This window comes from Mucilaginibacter sp., from assembly GCF_965201005.1.
Taxonomy (GTDB): Bacteria; Bacteroidota; Bacteroidia; order Sphingobacteriales; family Sphingobacteriaceae; genus Mucilaginibacter_A.
Genome location: NZ_OZ241747.1, coordinates 3,431,596 through 3,449,544 on the forward strand (window position 1 = coordinate 3,431,596; position 17,949 = coordinate 3,449,544).

Below are 17,949 nucleotides of genomic sequence, written 5' to 3' on the forward strand. Positions count from 1 at the left end.
GAGGATGCTTCTTTTATCACCCTAAATATTTTACAAGTTGACAAAAAGCGGATTATCTGTGATGGCTGTTGCCATAAGCCGGGCAAAGTTTGGATGCACAAGAAGATAAAGAACCTGATAAGGCAGCAGCTAATACAGCCAGCAAAATAATTTTTCTCATTTGGGTAAATTTATACGCTGTTTAAAAATCAAATAATACCTGTTTTACTGCATTAAGGTTTCAGCCAAATCAACCATTTTAATAGCTGTGATGGCCGCCTCATCACCTTTGTTCCCGTGTTTGCCGCCAGAACGGTCAATCGCCTGTTGCAGGTTATCAGTTGTTAATACACCAAATATCACCGGCTTTGAATATTTTATTGATACATTGCTTACACCGTTGGCTACGGCGTTGCAAATAAAATCAAAATGCCGGGTTTCGCCCTGTATCACACAACCCAAACAAATCACGGCATCAACATTGCCTTTTTTCAGTAACAGTTCGGCTCCGGAAGTCAACTCAAAACTCCCCGGTACGGGATAAATTTTGATGCTTTCTTCTTTTGCCCCGTTACTGATCAAGGTTTGATAAGCCCCTTGCAGTAAAGCACTTGTTATGGCTGCATTCCATTCTGCAACTACAATGCCGAAACGATAATTTGCAGCAGATGGTATGGTTGTATGGGAAAAATCGGATAAGTTTTTTAATTGAGAGGCCATCAGAAAGTATTTGTGTAGAAAATTTTGCCTGATGCTTCTTTTATCAGGTAAAATTTACCCATTTTATTTTTGTGCCTGTACGCGGGCAATGTACTTGTCAATGCTGGTTGCTTCGCTGCTCTCCGGGAAATCAGTTTTTATTTTCTGATAAGCATCCAGCGCATCGTTGTAGTTTTTCTGGTTCTCGTAAACCAAAGCCATTTTTTTCAAATACATCGGAGAGGTAAAACTGTTGTTGCCTTTATCAATTGCTTTTTTGTAAAAGGTGATTGCTTTGTCGTAATCCTTCAATTCTACATAAGCATCGCCGGTATTGCCCAAAGCCTGCGATGCAATAATTGCATCATCACCACGATAATTGGTCAGATTTTCGGCTGCTTTTTTAAACTCACCTTTGTTTAGATAAGCCACACCCAAATAATAATAAGCCAAGTTGGCCGCTTTGGTGTTGCTGTATTCATCCACAATTTTGGCAAAACCAGGATAACCGGCATCACCATTAATGGCTTTGTCCCAATTTTTTTTCTCCCAAAAATCCTGTGCCACATACATTTTGTTGGATGCTTCTATTTCACGCGGGGCAAGGTAAAATTTCTGATAAGCAAAGTAAATCACAATCAAAGCCAGCACAGCCGCAACAATAAAAGTCAGGCTTTTTTGATTTTCCATTACAAAATTTCCGGTCTGGGCCAGCGGTTTAGGTTCTGCAGGCTTAGTTACTTCTGTTACAACTTTAGTATTTGGTTGATTAATTGACATTTGTATCCAAAATTTTAGTGTGCAAAAATACGGTTTTAAGCCTCTTTAGCAACACTTAATTTCGGTAAAATTAAAGTCGGTTTTATGCCGGTGCCTGGCCAATACCGGCAGGATTGCTAACTTTGAAGCCCGACATGTATTTAACACAACTTTCGCTGCTTAATTTTAAAAACTATGTTCAGGCTGATCTCAGCTTTAAGCCCGGCGTAACCGTTTTTGCCGGTAATAACGGGGCCGGAAAAACCAATCTGCTTGATGCCATTCATTACCTGTCGTTGTGCAAAAGTTACTTCAACCCAATTGATAGTCAGCAGATTTTGCAAGGCACGGATTTTTTTATGCTGAATGGTACATTCATCAAAGACGAGCAAAAAGACACCGTTTCCTGTGCCATCAAACGTAACCAGAAAAAGCAGTTTAAACGCAACAAAAAAGAATATCAGCGGCTGGCCGATCATATTGGTTTGTTCCCGCTGGTGATGCTTTCGCCCTACGATACCAATATTATTATGGAAGGCAGTGAAGAGCGGCGCAAGTTTGTGGACAACGTGATTTCGCAAACCGACCATCAATATCTGGACGAACTGATTTCTTACAACAAAACACTGCTCAACCGCAATATTTTACTCAAAACCATTGCAGATACCGGCAAATATGACCCGGCTTTGCTGGAAGTTTTTGATGAGCAATTAGTTGTTTCCGGCAACATCATCTTCCAAAAAAGAAAGGCTTTTATGGAAGTTTTTACGGAGATTTTTAACCGGCATTATCAGTATTTGAGCGAAGATGCGGAGCGCGCAGAACTGATCTATGATTCTCAGTTGTTGCAGCATGATTTTGCATCTTTACTTAAAAAAGCAACCGAACGTGACCGTGTTTTAGAACGTACAAGTGTTGGCATCCATAAAGATGAACTGCAATTTTCCATCCATCAAATGCCGATGAAAAAATTTGGTTCGCAGGGCCAGCAAAAGTCATTTCTGGTTGCATTAAAACTGGCGCAATATAGTTTTCTGTATCAGCAAAAAGGCTTTAAACCATTGCTTCTTTTAGATGATATTTTTGATAAACTGGACGAAAAACGCATCCACAAACTGATGCAAATGGTTTCCGACAATAATTTCGGTCAGGTTTTTATCACCGATACCAATGCCGAACGGATGCAGCAGGTTTTTGACCGGATTGGCGTGAAAGTAGCGGTTTTTAAGGTAGAAAAAGGACAGGTTGATGGGCCGAACGAACGATAAAACCCTGAAAGAAGCTTTGGCCCAGATGCTTAAAGTTTACAAAATCAAGCGTAAATTTGATGAAACCGGCATTATTGCGCACTGGCCGGATTTGGTTGGGAAACCTGCCGCCAACCGGACCAAAGAATTGTTTATTTTGAACAGAAAGCTTTTTATCCGCATGGATTCGTCTGTTATCAAAAACGAATTGCTGCGGATGCGGCTGGAGATCATCGAAAAAATAAATGAGCAGGCAGAAACAGAATTAATCACAGAAATAATTTTGTTGTAAGCCAAGGAGCTGTTTAAATTTCGTCCCCAAAATTATAGGATGCTTCTTTTATCACCTAAAATCAGTGAACTATATTTTTGCTTTTGTTAATGATCCGCTACAAAAACCAAATTTATAGCACTAAAAAAAGCATCAGGTTTTTTTAAGTGAAACTTAAACCAAGCTATAGCATAGTTTATGTTGATGCTGTTTTTATCGGCATAAAATCCGGCTGATTTATACCGATAAAAACAGCATGAGGGATTACACTTCTACTTTTAATTGGGCTTGTCTTTCCGTCAGTTCAAAAACTTCGCCATACGGAACGATGGTGATGCGGCCAAACTGCTCCAGCAAATTTTTATAAGCTTGTGCTACGGGGCGTGGTTTTCGGTTCATGTCATACAAACCGCAAGAGTTGACCGTTCCTTTTTTCTCCGCCAGTTCAATGTCCCAATCCACCTGATCGATCAGGCTGTACCAGGTAAAACCCAAAACAGGTATGCCGTCTTTTCTGATCTGTAACACGTTAATCCACTGCTTGTATAACCAAACAACAGCTTCATCGGCGTTTAAAACATTGGTTTCGGTGTGCATTACCGGTTTTTTGTAACGCTCGTAATATTCTTTCGTTACCTGATACCAGCCCAGCACATCAGATGCGTTAAGCAAACTGCCGTCGGGTAATTTTATGATCTCGTTCCGCCCATAATAATCATTGCCCATAATCTGATAGCCCGGCGGCTCTCCGGCCATAAACCAGTTAAATTCTTCCCTGGTCACACCATTGTCCAACAGGTACATGCACACATCAGCATCCGGCGGATGGGCGTAAAGTAAATCAAGCGATAAAAAACGCAGCTTGTTGATTAAAGTTGTTTCTTTAGAAATTGTTGCAGCTAATTCATGCACATATTCGGCACTTTCACTCTGCACGATGATACAATTTGGTTTGCGTTTGGCAATCATGTGGTTGGCCATAATGCTGGAAGCCACCAGGTTTTTAATTGCCGTTACAAAGCTTTTGTCGTCCTTTTTCTGCTCATTCCATAAACCGTCTTTGGCACTGGCTTTTGCCGAAACATAGATTTCGTTAACAGGCGTATAGAAACGGACCCAGGGATAACGCTCGGCCACAGCATCCGCATATTTTGCAAAATGAATAGGAAGTTCCGGGTTTTGAAAATTACCGACCCAATCCGGTACGCCAAAATGCATCAAATCTAAAATTGGGGTGATGCCTAACCGCTTGATCTCATTCATGGCTTCGTCTGCAAAGCTCCAATCATACTTGCCATCGCTTTTGTTGATGGAATAATACGGAAGCCCGTAACGCAGAACCTTCAGGCCAAGTTCTTTTACCAAACCCAAATCTTCTTTCATGTTTTTGTAATGGCCGCATTCTTCCAGCAAATCCCGGCGTGTTTTGCCATTGTTGATGGTTGGGTAAGAACATTCTATGCCTGTTGCAAACATAAAATTAGCCAGGTTATCAACCGGCAAACCGCTACCGTCCCGGCCTTTGCCACCGCCAAATTCATCTCCGGCATATACACCATCACTATGATGTTTTTTGATGTATGATAAAAAACCTTTTTCGGTCATTTCAGCAATTAATTTTTATTTAAAAAAGCATCAGCAATATGATAAGACACGGCCAAAATGGTTAAAGTTGGATTGGCGCTTAAAGAACTTGGGAAAATAGAATTATCAGCAATATAAAGGTTGGGGACATCAAATGACCGACCGTTTTTATTCACCACATTCTGCTCCGGATCATTGCCCATCCGGCAAGTGCCAATAGTGTGTGCATTGCGGTTCATTGTCCACATGTGCCTGGCACCAGCATTTTTCCAGATGGCTTCCATATTTTTCTGGGCGTGTGCAGCCATTTTCTGTTCATTTTCTCCGTTGGAGAAATGAATACGCGGCTTTGGCAAATTCATTTCGTCCAGTTCATCGGATAATTCCAGAAAATTATGGTCGTATGGCAGGCATTCACCATGCATATTAATGCCGGCAACATTGTTATAATGCCGCATCCGTTCACGCAGCTCTTCCCCAAAAATACCGGTTGCTCGCGCAAGTTGTGAAGCGTAAGTGACCGGCATCACACCAATAGATTGAATGATATATCCGCCAGCAAAATCAGCATCTGCCGGCCGGTGCATGTCTTCAGAAATCAAACCTCCGGGAATACCTTTCCAGGGATCAATTTTCTGATCAAATTCACCCCAAACCTGCAAACCTGTATGCGCCATAAAGTTTTTGCCTACCTGGCCGCTGCTGTTTGCCAACCCGTTCAGCAACAGCAGTCGCGGGGATTCTATAGCTCCGGCGCATAAAAAAACGTTTTTGCAGAACTGTTTTTCCAATTGACCATTCCGCTGATATACAACCGCCTCTAATTTGCCGGAAGGATTTTTTAATAACTCGGTAACAAAACAATTTGGCCTAACCTCGGCACCATAATGTACTGCAACCGGGATTAAAGTAACATCCATACTGGCTTTGGCACCGGTAGAACAACCGGCCTGGCAAAAACCACGATTGGTACAGGCTTGCCGCCAGCCTATATGTTCCTGGTAATAAGCAGCCGATAAAGCCGCATTTGCCGCCGGGGAAGTTTTAATGTTTAAAGCTTTACTACCGCGCTCCATCAATTGTGCGGCTGCGTTTAAAGCTAATGGAGGAAGCGGATAACCTGATTTCCTGTGTGGGCCCCACGGATAAGGAGTAGGGCCGGAAATACCTAAATTTATCTCAAGCTCATTATAATAAGCTTCCAGATCCTGATAAGCAAGCGGCCAATCATGACCGACACCAAATTCGGATTTTAGCTGAAAGTCATCCGGCTGCGCCCTGGGTGTATAAGCCGTGTAATGCAAAGTTGAACCGCCAACACCAATCCCGGAGTTGTTTTTTCCGAATGCGATCGGGTCAGTTCCCGCGCTTAATCTTTCATGCGTCCAAAAAAGTTTGTTTTGCTCTGTTTCATCGGTTGCAAAATCAGCTAATGGGTTCCAGTAATTGCCTGCTTCCAGAGCCACAACTTTTAATCCGGCTTTTGCAAATTTGGCCATCAATGGTGCGCCGCCAGCACCTGTACCAATAATTACGGCATCTACAATTTCATTATTCTGGTATCGGCGCATAAAGGATCATTCGGCATGTAATAAATTTTTATTTTAGTTGAGGCACATCCCAACCTTTAGCATCGGCAAAACCAGTGTAATTAATTTCAGCCTGAACTAAAGGATGACTGTAAAAATGTTCGGCAGCTTCCGTAAGCATCAATTCAAAAAACAGTTTTGCTGAAAAGTCTTTCCAGGTTTCAGCTTTAGGCGTTCCTTGTTGTACTGTTTTTAGCAGGTTATTTTTTTGCTCTGTAGATAGATCAGTAAAGTTTTGGTGCGATAAAAGAAGTATTTCCTCGGAAATCCCTTTTAAACCGGTTTTATAGGCCACACCATCAGGCGGAAGCTGATCATACCGCCAGCCAGAACCGGATTTGTTATATAAACGCTGATCAATTTTTCCGGCAATATTTACCAAATGTTCATCCTCTTGCGCCATTAAATAATCGCAAACAGCTTGTAACAATGTAAATTCCCCTTCTGTAAAAAACTTGGGTAATATTACATTTTCATTTTCCCTTTGCGTGAGGACCTGGCGGGTTTTTTCAGTAACCAGATCAGAGTTCAATAAATTATCCAATGCTTCTTTTATCATATATTATTTGGCTGCGGATAAACGGCCACCGGTAACTTCAACCAAACTTCCGGTCATAAAACTACCATCATCAGAAGCTAAAAACACATAAGCGGGCGCGAGTTCTTCAGGTTGTCCGGGACGTGCCAATGCTACCTCATGGCCAAATTTTTCCACTTCATCTTCAGGCATCGTCCCGGGGATGTTGGGTGTCCAAACAGGGCCGGGGACTACAGCGTTCACACGGATGTTCTTTTCCCCCAGCTGCAAAGCCAATGATTTTGTAAAAGCATGGATCGCACCTTTTGTTGATGCGTAATCAACTAAATTTTCCAAACCTGTCATCCCGACAATGCTGCCTGTGTTTATGATCGAATCACCGGTTTTTAGGTACTTTAAAGCAGCTTGTGCCATAAAAAAATAGCCAAAAATATTGGTTTCAAAGGTTCTGCGCAGTTGTTCTTCTGTAATGTCTTCTAATTTGGTTTGAACTTTTTGAAAAGCTGCATTATTGACTAAAATATTTAATTTCCCAAATTCAGTCACTGTTTTTTCAACTGCCGCTGTACAGTTTTCCTTATTGCGTACATCAGCTTTAATAATCAAACATTTGCCGCCTTTGGCTTCTACCAAACGTTTTGTTTCTTCGGCATCGCTGTCATTTTCATTGTATAAGATCGCAACTTCTGCCCCTTCCATGGCAAAAGCAATAGCCACGGCACGGCCGATGCCGGAATCAGCCCCGGTAATTAAAGCCGTTTTGTTTTTCAGTTTTCCTGCCGGAAGATAATTGGACAAGTCAGAATCTGGCTGCATTTTCATGTCTGATTGTTTGGCCGGATAAGGCAATTGCTCGGCTTTGATTTCTTCAGAACTCGGGCGAAATTCCAGATTACTCATGTTCAGATTGTATTTAATTAAAGTGGAAGAACGCTGAAAATATTGATATTGTTTGTTAGAACTTATATAATTAATTAGTGGGTTTTTATCGTATCCTGTTTGTTAAAACCTGCATAAATACCGCTTGAAAATTTCTTACAATGCTTCTTTTACACCTGTAAATTTTGTTTTTGAGTTTTATGGTGACAAAAGAAGCATCGCTATTTTATGGTGATAAAAGAAGCATCGCAAAGAAACCGGCCAAACTCACCATGCTTCTTTTACACCTGTAAATTTTGTTTTTGAATTTTATGGTGATAAAAGAAGCAGCTGCAACAAGATCGCTCAGATTTAAAAAACCGGTGCTAAGCTTTAATGAAAAAGTGTGTCCCACAATAAATATAAATTCAATACCAGGATAATGGCCGCTACGATCCAGGCCACCAATTTGGTGAAAGTACGGTTGACAAACCGCCCCATTTTCCGCTTATCGTTGGTAAAAACGATTAAAGGGATAACCGCAAAACTTAATTGCATAGAAAGGATAACCTGACTTAGCACCAACAAACTGGCCACACCTTTTTCCCCGGAAACCTCGGTTACAATAAATGCCGGGACAATGGCGATCAGCCTGGTAATCAGCCGCCTTAGCCAGGGTTTTAACCGGATATGTAAAAAACCTTCCATCACAATTTGCCCGGCAAGTGTACCTGTTAAAGTTGAATTTTGGCCGGAAGCCAGTAATGCAATGGCAAAAACCGTACTGGCCAAGCCTGCACCCAATACCGGCGCAAGCAATTTATAGGCTACCGTAATATCGGCTACATCACGGTGCCCACTGTTATGAAAACTCGCTGCAGCAACAATTAAGATGGCCGCATTGATAAAAAAGGCAAACAGTAAGGATACGGTACTATCAATAGCCCCGAATTTGATCGCCATCTTCTTGCCTTCGTTATTTCGCGGATAATTTCTGGTTTGGATAATACTGGAATGCAGGTACAGGTTATGCGGCATCACCGTAGCGCCTAATATACCGATGGCGATGTAAAGCATGGAGGGATTTGTTACTACCCTTAACTGCGGCAGCATTCCTTTCAGGATAGGAAACATTTCAGGATGAGAGGCCACCATCTCATAAATAAAGCAACTCATAATCACCAGGATCAAAGCGGCAACAACACTTTCAATAAACCGGAAACCTTTATACTGAAAGAAAAGAATAAGGAGAACATCCAGGGCGGTGATCAGCACACCAATGGTTAGCGGTATGCCAAACAGCAGGTTAAAAGCCAAGGCTGATCCGATCACTTCTGCAAGATCGCAGGCGGCAATGGCTATTTCACAAAGTATCCAAAGGCCGAAACTTACTGCCGGGTGATAATGGTCGCGGCAAGCCTGAGCCAAGTCCCGTTCGGTTGCTACACCAAGTTTAAGTGCCAGATATTGCAAAATAATTGCAAAAAAGTTGGAGATCAGTATTACAGACAACAGCGTGTAGCCAAATTGTGCACCGCCCGCAATATCAGTTGCCCAGTTGCCGGGATCCATATACCCTACGGCCACCATGAGGCCGGGCCCAACAAAAGCAAAAAATTTGCGCCACGAACTGCCATTTTGTGGGACTGCAATAGTTGAAAATACCTCTGGCAATGAATTAGTATGTTTGTCCCTTCTCCAGGCGGCTTTATTGTTTTCTAATAATGTCGACATATATCTTATGCGCGGTTTCTTTTGTAATGATAATTGTTTTTTCCTGAACTGATCCTATTTCAATACAATGATTGCAATCCGTAAACGATGCTATCCTGAAGCATGATCCGATTAATAATTTAAATTTTTCAATAATTTAATACCCGTTTTTAATTGTCCAAATCCTGTTTAATTTTGTTTCTACATCTTTTGATATACTTCTTTTACCACCTAAAATTTGGTGGTTTTTGGTTTTTTCTATCAGAAACAATAATAAAAAGCAAATTTACAGGCATAAAAGAAGCATTAAACCAGGATTTAGACAGGCTGAATTGTTCTTGCTGAAAACATTTGTTGCCGCTTTCTGTAACAACTATCCAGCTTTTTTTTAAGATATGTAACTCTGAATAAGACATATAAATTTGTTTTTAAAAAGGTATAATCGCTTTAAAACAGATATTTCTCCCCATATTGTAAAGCCCTGAATGCCCGTTTGGGGAAGCTGAATAATATTCAAAATATTTTAACCGGTTAAGGTTGGATTGATAAGCTTTGTCGAAAAGGTTGTTTATCTGAAACTGTAACTGCAGGCTGTGGTTGGCCGTATATTTAATTGTTGTGCCGGCGGAGATATCGATCAATGTATATGCAGGCGTATAAGTTTCGGTATTGTATAATCCAAGATAACGTGCTTGTGCAGCACTTATATCGGCCTCGGCTTTTACGTTAAACGCGCTAAAAACCTTGGATTTTACTTTAAATTCCTGACTGACACTTGTTAAATAATGCAAAGGCGGGATTAGCGGAAGATACTCGCCTTGCGTCCCCACTCCTTTAAATGCATTGCCCATGTTGAAACCATAAGTTACCGATAGCGAATTGGCAAATTCAAAACCTTTTAATGCTTCCGGGTGTAAGGCAAATGTTGCTTCCAAGCCGTAAAGTTGTGCTTTAGACTGCTGATATTGATAAGTTTTATTGCCCTGGGCATCAACAATAGCGTTGTCGTTATTGTCAACCAGCAGGGATAAATATATATAGTCAGAAATATTATTGTTGAAAACACTAAAAGTGGTCGAATAATTCTTTGTGCTTACTTCTATCCCTAAATCTTCCTGTAAAGAAAACTCCGGGTTAAAATTCCGGTTTCCCTTGTAAATGATATGCGCCCCCGGATCAAGCCCGTTGGAAGAAAATTCCGGGATACTTGGTGCCCTGTAGCCTCTTGCAATATTGGCTTTCAGGCTGATCTGATCGTTTAGCGCATACGTACTTCCCAAACTTAAAGATACGCCATGAAAAGTTTTTTCGAAAGATGGAAATTGAAGATATGCGCCAGCTATATCACCATCTTTTACCTGCCTGTCAAAACCGGTTGCCGGATCCGGTCTGGTATAAAAATCATCGCCTTTTAAATGACGCTGATCATAACGTACACCCGCCCCGATCGTCCATTTTTGATATTTCCACTTGCCAAACGCGTAGATCCCGGCATCAAATAAGTTGTAGTTTGGTATCGGGAAATCAGTTGCGTTTTTACTAATGTTGTTTTGATACATTCCGTTTATCCCGGTAGAAAATTCTATATTGGTAAAAACCGGAACATTATAATCCACGCCATAATTTACGGTATTTAACCGCACAAACATACCAGCCTGCTCCGGGATGGTGGGATGTGTATATTCCCTCCGGATGTTTTGCTGAAATGCCAACAAGGCGTTGATGTCCCCTTTACCTAATTGATAATGGTTTTTGGTGTAGATACGATAATGCTGGATATGTTGATCCAAAGGGCTTTGTTTGTAAGAGTTTAATACATCGTTAGGTACAATCGGCCGGTTCAAAATGTCATCTTTATCGCCTTCCATTGTTTGATAGGTGAATTTCCTGCTCAGCGAGTCCCGGCTTCCGTCAGGTATGCCCTGATGGTTGTCATATAATGTTAGGTTTAGGGAGCTATAACCTTTTTCGGTCCGGTGTTTAACGCTGGCAGACGCGTTGATTTCTTTAAAACCGGTGTTATAAACTCTTCCATCAATGTTATTTTGATAGTTTTTGGCTATCCGGTATGAGCCTCTCAAAGCATAACTCCAATGATTGTTGCCATAATTGATCCTCAAGCCGTTCCCGATCAAACTGTTGTTGCCCTGATATTCTGAAAATATTTTACCGGTTATTTTGCCATAAGTATCATCTGTTAGCGCAGGTATCAAACCAACAACCCCGGCAAGCGCGTCCGACCCGTAAATTAAACTCGACGGCCCTTTCACCACTTCCGCACGTTCAATATTGTAAGGGTCAACTTCAATCCCGTGTTCGTCTCCCCATTGCTGCCCTTCCTGCCTGATCCCATCATATAAAGTAAGCACCCGGTTGTAACCCAACCCGCGGATAAAAGGCTTCGAAATATTAGGCCCGGTTTTAACCGCATTTAAACCCGGTACATTTTTTACTAAAACATCAATAATATTACTTGCCGTTGTTTGTTCGATTTTTTTTGAGGACACCGCAACGATTGGTATCGGGTTTTCCCGGACCAGGGTTGCCCGCGAAACACCGGTAACGATAACTTCGTTTAGCGTGCTGTTTACAGGTTTTAAAAGGACATTGTAAACCAGTTTGCCTTTAACTGTTGCAACTGTTTCCGACTGGTAACCAATGCAGGATATCATCAGCATTGAACCAATTTTATTGGCCGGCACTTTTAAATGAAACCTGCCATCGTTATTGGTATTGGTGCCAATTGCGGTAGCACTGATGCCTACAGAGCCAAAACTGACCGGCTGCCCGTTAGCCTTGTCTTTTATCGTTCCGGAGATGGAAACTTCCTGTCCGTATCCGGCTAATGCAAAGCATATTATAAAAAAAATAGTCAGGTTTATCCTCATGATTTTATTTTATTTGTCCTTATTAATTTATTTCTGCAAACTTATATTTTTTATTTGCAAATCTAATTTTTATAATTAGACAAACCTAATTTTTAAATACGAAATGAGTTTGATTATGTTTGTCAAAAATTTGTATTTTATGCAAACCCTAACCGAAGAAAATTACTTAAAGGCCATACTTAAGCTATCTCAAAGCGGTTTGGATAAAATCACACCTACTGCAATTGCGGAGGAAATGGCCGTTAACGCTGCTTCGGTAATTGATATGCTTAAAAAACTGACGGAAAAGGAATGGATAACTTATGATAAAAAAAACGGTGCAGGGTTAACGCCGGAGGGAAACCGCCTGGCTTTAAATATTGTCAGGAAACACCGGCTTTGGGAAGTGTTCCTTTGCGAAAAATTAAAATACAGCTGGGACGAAATCCATGAAATGGCAGAACAATTGGAACATATCCAAAGTGATGACCTGGCTGATAAACTTGATGGGTTTTTAGGTTTTCCGCAATTTGACCCGCATGGAGACCCGATCCCTCGGGCAAACGGCACCTTACCAAAACTGGCTAAAATTTTATTGTCTGACAAAGAAATTGGGGACAATTGTGAAGTAGTTGCCGTAAAAGATACATCCGTGCAATTTTTGCAATACCTGAAACAGCTTTCCGTGGTTATCGGCACAACAATCCTGATTAAAGATAAAGTGGCCTTTGATAATTCCCTGGTTGTTTCTATTGAGGGAAAGATGAACACCGTATCAAAAAAGTTTGCAAACAGTATTTTTGTAAAACGATAAGGCTGAGCACTTAAAAATCAATCCTGTTTCTCGGGGCAGGCAAAGTTTGCGATGCTTCTTTTATACCTGCAAATTTTACTTCAAAAACTGTTTTGATGGAATGATTATCAAAAACCACCAAATTTTAGGTGGAAAAGAAGCATTGAAAAACCATGAACGAAATTTAAACAAAATAGGTTATTACAAGACCGTTTGCTATAACCTAACATCTTTTAAAAACTTTTCCATGATCACTTCAACCGAAAGATGTTGCAAAGCATAAGTTCTTGCTGTTACAGCATATACTTTAGGATTTTGCAAGAAACCAGTTATAGCTTCACACAATTGTTGTACATCATCCGGTTCGATAACTTTTCCTAACCGGTTATTGGTAATTACATTATATAAAGTGGTTTGAGGGCTTGCAGTAGCGATCACCTGTCCGCCTATAGCCAAAATCGTAGTCAGTTTAGAGGGCATAACCAGATCAGCCACATTCTTTTTTTGAATAATTAAGTGTACATCAGCAATATTCAAAAAGCTGTTAAAAACTTCTTCAGATTGTAAAGAAATAAAATTTACATTATTGATTTTCAACTTATTAGCTTGTTCTATCAATCTGATTTTGTATGCGCCGTTACCGCAGATAATAAACTTTACTTCTTTTAGCTGCTCAAATTTGATGGCCACATCTAAAATCATTTCCAATCCTTGCTTTTCGCCCAGATTGCCAGAATACATCACCAAAAAATCGCTTTCTGAAAAGTTCCATTTTGATTTTAAAGATGCACGGTCCTCCATCGGAAAAAACTGTTTGGTATTTACCCAGTTCGGAAAATTTATCACCTCGATATTTCGCTTTTGCTTGATTTTTTTAATCATCCCTTCAGATATCGTACTAACATAATCTACTTTTCTCAAAATATATTTTTCTATTTTAAACATCAGGTTAACCACTCTTTTGCTTTTGATCAGTTTTAATTCATTAGCCAGATCAATCTGTAAATCTTGTATGTGGTAAACAATTTTAGTTTTTCTGAAAAACCGGTAGGCAAGAGCTACCAAAGCCAGGTGGAACGGCGGGGAAATGATGATAAACGCATCAAATTTTTTCTGGAAAATTAGCTTTGTAAGAATCAAGGAAGAAGATAGGATAAAAGAAGTTTCCTGAATAATCCGGGTAACTCCTGTTGGGTTGGGCGGCACATACATCGGACACCTGTAAATGGTCAACAAGCCATTATGAGCAGTTTCTTTTTGGTAAGAACCATTTTTATACGGCGGTTTTACCTTCCATTCCGGATGAAATGGGTAAGATGTAACAACCGTACAGGCAATACCCTGCTGCACCATATAATCAACCATACCGGCCGTGTATTTTCCCATACCGGTTCTCTCCGGAAAAAAATTAATGCCCTGTACCAATACACGCTTAATCTTCATTTTTCAATCAAATTTTTTTGTAATATTTATGATAAAATTTTACATTGTGGGAAATTTATGCCTATTTGTAATGTGCCTTTACAAGGATAAATATTTGCCCATGAATATAATTATACCTGATTATCAAAGCTGTTTTAAAGAACGGAAGGTAATGATAGAACATGTCTTATACACCAAGATATTACAGTTAAAAATAAAAAGACTGATTGATATCATCCTCTCCATATTGTTGATATTTTTGTTTTCGCCTCTTTTTCTACTGATAGCGGTATTGATTAAATTATCTTCAAAAGGTTCTATATTTTATACCAACAAACGGATCGGTTTATTTGGGCAACAATTTCATTGCTTAAAATTCAGATCGATGGTAACTGAACAATGTTATAGTAAAGAGGATTTTCAGGCTTATGCAGAAGCAAAAAACCGTGGCGTGCTTTTTAAACAAAAGCAAGATGGTCGTGTAACCGCGGTCGGGAAAATCATCCGTAAAACAAGCATTGATGAACTCCCACAGCTTTTTAATGTGCTGAACGGTGATATGAGCATTGTAGGGCCACGGCCGCTTGTACCATTTATGCTGGATGATTTGCAAGATTTTAACCAGATCAGATCTTTACTCAAACCGGGCATTACCGGGAAATGGCAAATAGAAAACCGTATAAATAACACCAGCGCAACTTACATGATTGAGCCGGACATACACTATATCGAATCTTTTAGCCTGTTCACAGATTTAAAAATCATCTTGAAAACGCCAAAAGTGGTGTTGAGCACTGGTGGGGCTTATTAAATTAAACTATAAATATATTTTACCCAACTATATACTGTTTTTACCGACTAATTTTACAGTTTTAAGTATTGATTCAAATTGCAAGTTACCACATGATATAAAAAAATCCACCAAATTTTAGGTGGTAAAAGAAGCATCATAACAATCTCCGATAAAGTTTAGCGTGGCTCCTGCCTCATCAAATTTGATGTATACCCGAAAAGTTTTTTGTTCATTTCCGGTTAAAAATAATTCTTTCGGCATAAATCTTTTGGCATTAATTAAACGTAAAACATTCGGATTATAATTGTGTTCACAGCACATAATAAACTTAACTGATAGGTAAATGCTCAAAAAATACGCTATTTTAATTCTGGTTCCGATGTTGCTGATTGCCGGTGCGATGGCTTACTGCGGCAATAAAGTATATTATTTATCGCAGGAGGAAAAGCAGGTACAGGAAGATTTTGCCACGCTCAACAATATTACTTTTGGCCTGCTTTCCATCAACGCCTGGAAGGACAAGGTTTCGCTGATCATCAACCGGCAGATTTCGGGTTTCAATTTTACTTCCGGTCAGCAAAAAGATCTGCAAAAAGAAATTGAACAGATCATGAACGCACTGATCACCAAAGCCATTGGAATCATCAACCGGCCACAAAAAACGCTGATCGGAAAGCTGAAAAAGGCGGCCGTCAAGGTTTTTGTAAACGAGAAAGAACTTCGGGCGCAAGTGCCGGGTTTTGCCAAAGAAATTATCAAACAGGTTAACAAACCATCCAGCAAACGCCGGTTAAAACGCCTGGCCAGCAGCAAGTTTAAAGAACTGGAAAAAACTACGTTTGATAGTTCCATCACTGCCGAAAACGCGGTACGCACTAAACTTTACCGAAAATATAATGTGCAGGACGCAGATGGGTTTCAGAAAAAAACAGACCTGATTTTGATGAACAACAAAATGGAAAGCCGCAATTATGCTTATGGCATGATGGGCGGTGCAGTATTGTTTTTGATTGTTTGGATGATTGTTAAGGGCAATAAATCTTTGCATAAATCACTTTTTGCGGTTTCGATTTTAGCGGCTGCTGTTTTGCTGGTCGTCGGGGTGAGTTCTACCATGATTGATGTGGAAGCACGGATCAAACTGGTGGATTTCAGTATTTTAGGCCAGCACATGGTTTTTAAAAACCAGATCCTGTTTTTCCAAAGCAAGGGTATTTTAGAAGTAGTGATGATTTTGCTGAAAGCAACCGCACCGGAATCTATTGCCGTAGGCGTGCTGATTTTTTGCTTCAGTATTGTGTTCCCAATCAGCAAACTGACCACGGCAATAGTGTATTTATTTGGCAGCGAAGGCCGGTGGAGCCGCGGCAAACTGATCCATTATTTCGCTTTTGACTCCGGGAAATGGAGTATGGCCGATGTGATGGTGGTTGCCATTATGATGACTTATCTGGCTTTTAACGGTATTTTGGACAGCCAACTGGCCGAACTGAACATCAAAAACAGCTATTTATCTACCGTAACCACCAACAACACGGCTTTGCAGCCCGGTTTCATGATTTTTTTATCGTTTGTGATCTTCAGTTTACTGATGTCTGAAATTTTAAAAAGGGTGATTTTGCCTGCGGAAGAAAAAGGGCGACACGATGACGAAGAAAGCGAAATTTAAAAATTTATGACTTTTGTGACAACAGCAGGGATTTTGTAAACAACGCCTCTGCCCAAACCAAAAAAAGGCCGGTAAAAGAAGCATTGCAACATGCTGTTTTTACCGGCCTAAATTTCATTAAAATTATCTGGGTTGAATAAAATTGAATTTTATACCGATAAAAACAGCATCAGGCATTGATTGCTTTCCAAAGCAAATCTTTCAGTTCCGTTAAACCTTTTTGCTGTACGGAAGAAATAAAAATTGCCGGAATATGTTGCGGCAGTTCCGCTTTCATTTCCTGCTGCAGTTCATCGTCCAGCAAATCCGCCTTGGTAACGGCCAGCACGCGTGGTTTCTGCATCAGTTCCGGGTTGTATTGTTCCAGTTCGTTCAGCAGGATTTCGTACTCCTCGGTTAATGTTCTGTTCGTATCCGCCGGGATCATAAACAGCAAAACCGAATTTCTTTCAATATGCCTTAAAAACCTGATCCCTAAACCTTTACCTTCGGATGCACCTTCAATAATACCCGGAATATCAGCCATCACGAAGGATTTTTGATCACGATAAGCTACAATTCCCAGATTTGGAACCAGCGTGGTAAATGCATAATCGGCAATTTCCGGCTTGGCCGCGCTCACTACGGATAACAAAGTTGATTTGCCGGCATTAGGGAAACCAACTAAACCAACGTCGGCCAAAACCTTTAGTTCTAGCACGTTCCAGTCTTCCCGGCCATCTTCGCCGGGTTGTGCAAAGCGCGGCGTTTGCTGTGTGGCCGATTTAAAATGCCAGTTGCCCAAGCCGCCGCGGCCGCCGGGCGTTAGTATTTTTGTTTCTCCATCTTTGGTAATTTCAAATAAAATTTCTCCGGTTTCGGCATTTTTGGCAATGGTGCCTAATGGAACTTCCAATATTTCGTCTTTACCGCTTTTGCCGGTACTGGTGGCACTTCCGCCGGAACCGCCGCTTTCGGCAATCACATGTTTGCGGAATTTAAGGTGAAGCATCGTCCACAACTGTGCGTTTCCTTTTACAATTACGTGGCCGCCGCGGCCGCCATCGCCGCCATCCGGGCCGCCGGTTGCCGTGTGTTTGTCGCGATGCAAATGCGCAGAACCTGCCCCGCCGTGGCCTGACCGGCAGCAGATTTTGACGTAATCAACAAAGTTTGAACCCTGGGACAT

Annotated in this window: 17 protein-coding genes; 5 read left to right on the top strand and 12 right to left on the bottom strand. The window is 40.8% G+C overall.

Features of this window, described 5'->3' with window-relative positions; all coding sequences use genetic code 11:
* Positions 1–52: 52 nt before the first annotated feature.
* The 3 genes from ACOFKR_RS15615 to ACOFKR_RS15625 all read right to left on the bottom strand — a co-directional run bounded on the left by ACOFKR_RS15615 (position 53) and on the right by ACOFKR_RS15625 (position 1,458).
* Positions 53–160 (bottom strand): lipoprotein, encoded by a 108-nt coding sequence (locus tag ACOFKR_RS15615; protein ID WP_419801728.1) that lies wholly within the window; start codon positions 158–160, stop codon positions 53–55.
* A 44-nt stretch (positions 161–204) separates the two neighbouring features.
* Positions 205–699 (bottom strand): 6,7-dimethyl-8-ribityllumazine synthase, encoded by a 495-nt coding sequence (gene ribH / locus ACOFKR_RS15620; protein ID WP_419801729.1) that lies wholly within the window; start codon positions 697–699, stop codon positions 205–207.
* Between the two features lie 63 nt (positions 700–762).
* Positions 763–1,458, bottom strand: a complete 696-nt coding sequence (locus ACOFKR_RS15625; protein ID WP_419801730.1) for a tetratricopeptide repeat protein — start codon at positions 1,456–1,458, stop codon at positions 763–765.
* 134 nt (positions 1,459–1,592) lie between these two features.
* Here ACOFKR_RS15625 and recF point away from each other — a divergent pair, with 134 nt between their 5' ends.
* Entirely contained in the window at positions 1,593–2,705 is a 1,113-nt protein-coding gene (gene recF, locus ACOFKR_RS15630) for a DNA replication/repair protein RecF (protein WP_419801731.1), read from the top strand.
* Entirely contained in the window at positions 2,686–2,976 is a 291-nt protein-coding gene (locus ACOFKR_RS15635; protein ID WP_419801732.1) for a DUF721 domain-containing protein, read from the top strand. Before recF ends, ACOFKR_RS15635 begins: the two co-directional genes overlap by 20 nt.
* 243 nt (positions 2,977–3,219) lie before the next feature.
* Here ACOFKR_RS15635 and ACOFKR_RS15640 read toward each other — a convergent pair whose 3' ends face one another.
* The 6 genes from ACOFKR_RS15640 to ACOFKR_RS15665 form a co-directional block, all read right to left on the bottom strand.
* Complete coding sequence (locus ACOFKR_RS15640; protein ID WP_419801733.1) at positions 3,220–4,560, bottom strand: family 1 glycosylhydrolase; 1,341 nt, start codon at positions 4,558–4,560, stop codon at positions 3,220–3,222.
* Positions 4,561–4,568: 8 nt separating this feature from the next.
* Complete coding sequence (locus ACOFKR_RS15645) at positions 4,569–6,110, bottom strand: GMC family oxidoreductase (protein WP_419801734.1); 1,542 nt, start codon at positions 6,108–6,110, stop codon at positions 4,569–4,571.
* A gap of 28 nt (positions 6,111–6,138) precedes the next feature.
* Positions 6,139–6,687, bottom strand: a complete 549-nt coding sequence (locus tag ACOFKR_RS15650; RefSeq protein WP_419801735.1) for a gluconate 2-dehydrogenase subunit 3 family protein — start codon at positions 6,685–6,687, stop codon at positions 6,139–6,141.
* Between the two features lie 3 nt (positions 6,688–6,690).
* Positions 6,691–7,566: a glucose 1-dehydrogenase gene (locus ACOFKR_RS15655; RefSeq protein ID WP_419801736.1), complete on the bottom strand. Its 876-nt coding sequence runs from the start codon at positions 7,564–7,566 to the stop codon at positions 6,691–6,693.
* Between the two features lie 351 nt (positions 7,567–7,917).
* Entirely contained in the window at positions 7,918–9,258 is a 1,341-nt protein-coding gene (locus ACOFKR_RS15660) for an Nramp family divalent metal transporter (RefSeq protein WP_419801737.1), read from the bottom strand.
* A 407-nt stretch (positions 9,259–9,665) separates the two neighbouring features.
* The gene (locus ACOFKR_RS15665) at positions 9,666–12,125 is read right to left on the bottom strand and encodes a TonB-dependent receptor (protein WP_419801738.1); all 2,460 of its coding nucleotides are present in this window, start codon (positions 12,123–12,125) and stop codon (positions 9,666–9,668) included.
* Positions 12,126–12,264: 139 nt separating this feature from the next.
* Between ACOFKR_RS15665 and ACOFKR_RS15670 the strand changes: the two genes are divergently transcribed.
* Positions 12,265–12,918 (top strand): metal-dependent transcriptional regulator, encoded by a 654-nt coding sequence (locus tag ACOFKR_RS15670; RefSeq protein ID WP_419801739.1) that lies wholly within the window; start codon positions 12,265–12,267, stop codon positions 12,916–12,918.
* Between the two features lie 195 nt (positions 12,919–13,113).
* Here the strand turns inward: ACOFKR_RS15670 and ACOFKR_RS15675 are convergent, their stop codons facing one another.
* Entirely contained in the window at positions 13,114–14,340 is a 1,227-nt protein-coding gene (locus ACOFKR_RS15675; protein ID WP_419801740.1) for a WcaI family glycosyltransferase, read from the bottom strand.
* 151 nt (positions 14,341–14,491) lie between these two features.
* Between ACOFKR_RS15675 and ACOFKR_RS15680 the strand changes: the two genes are divergently transcribed.
* Positions 14,492–15,130 (top strand): sugar transferase, encoded by a 639-nt coding sequence (locus ACOFKR_RS15680; protein ID WP_419803653.1) that lies wholly within the window; start codon positions 14,492–14,494, stop codon positions 15,128–15,130.
* Between the two features lie 117 nt (positions 15,131–15,247).
* Here the strand turns inward: ACOFKR_RS15680 and ACOFKR_RS15685 are convergent, their stop codons facing one another.
* Positions 15,248–15,373 (bottom strand): hypothetical protein, encoded by a 126-nt coding sequence (locus ACOFKR_RS15685; RefSeq protein WP_419801741.1) that lies wholly within the window; start codon positions 15,371–15,373, stop codon positions 15,248–15,250.
* Positions 15,374–15,455: 82 nt separating this feature from the next.
* Between ACOFKR_RS15685 and ACOFKR_RS15690 the strand changes: the two genes are divergently transcribed.
* Positions 15,456–16,781: a paraquat-inducible protein A gene (locus ACOFKR_RS15690; RefSeq protein ID WP_419801742.1), complete on the top strand. Its 1,326-nt coding sequence runs from the start codon at positions 15,456–15,458 to the stop codon at positions 16,779–16,781.
* 169 nt (positions 16,782–16,950) lie between these two features.
* Here the strand turns inward: ACOFKR_RS15690 and obgE are convergent, their stop codons facing one another.
* On the bottom strand, positions 16,951–17,949 hold the full coding sequence (obgE, locus tag ACOFKR_RS15695) for a GTPase ObgE (RefSeq protein ID WP_419801743.1): 999 nt from the start codon (positions 17,947–17,949) through the stop codon (positions 16,951–16,953).